The organism is Pseudomonas sp. QLc11A (assembly GCF_052112305.1).
Classification (GTDB): domain Bacteria; phylum Pseudomonadota; class Gammaproteobacteria; order Pseudomonadales; family Pseudomonadaceae; genus Aquipseudomonas; species Aquipseudomonas laurylsulfatiphila.
The window spans coordinates 1-207 of record NZ_JAVAJJ010000113.1 but is presented as its reverse complement, the minus strand read 5'-3'; the positions used below and the strand labels follow the sequence as shown (position 1 = coordinate 207).

Annotated in this window: 1 protein-coding gene; it reads left to right on the top strand. The window is 64.7% G+C overall.

What is annotated here, in order from left to right:
- A partial coding sequence (locus tag Q8X48_RS30135) for an immunoglobulin-like domain-containing protein (RefSeq protein WP_407802715.1) occupies window positions 1-207 on the top strand: 207 nt, incomplete at both ends.

The following is a 207-nucleotide window of genomic DNA, read 5'->3' as shown; positions in this document are numbered from 1 at the left end:
ATGTCAACGACACCACCACGGTGACCCTGACCGCCACCCCGAGCGTGGATGAAAACGGCACCATCACCTACACCGCGACCCTGACCGATGCCCAAGGCAAACCGGTCACTGCGCAGAACGGTCCGGTCACCGTGACCCTCGACAGCGGCAAGGTCATCACCATCGCTGAAGGCCAGAGCTCCGGCAGCCTGCCGGTCAGCGTGGGCA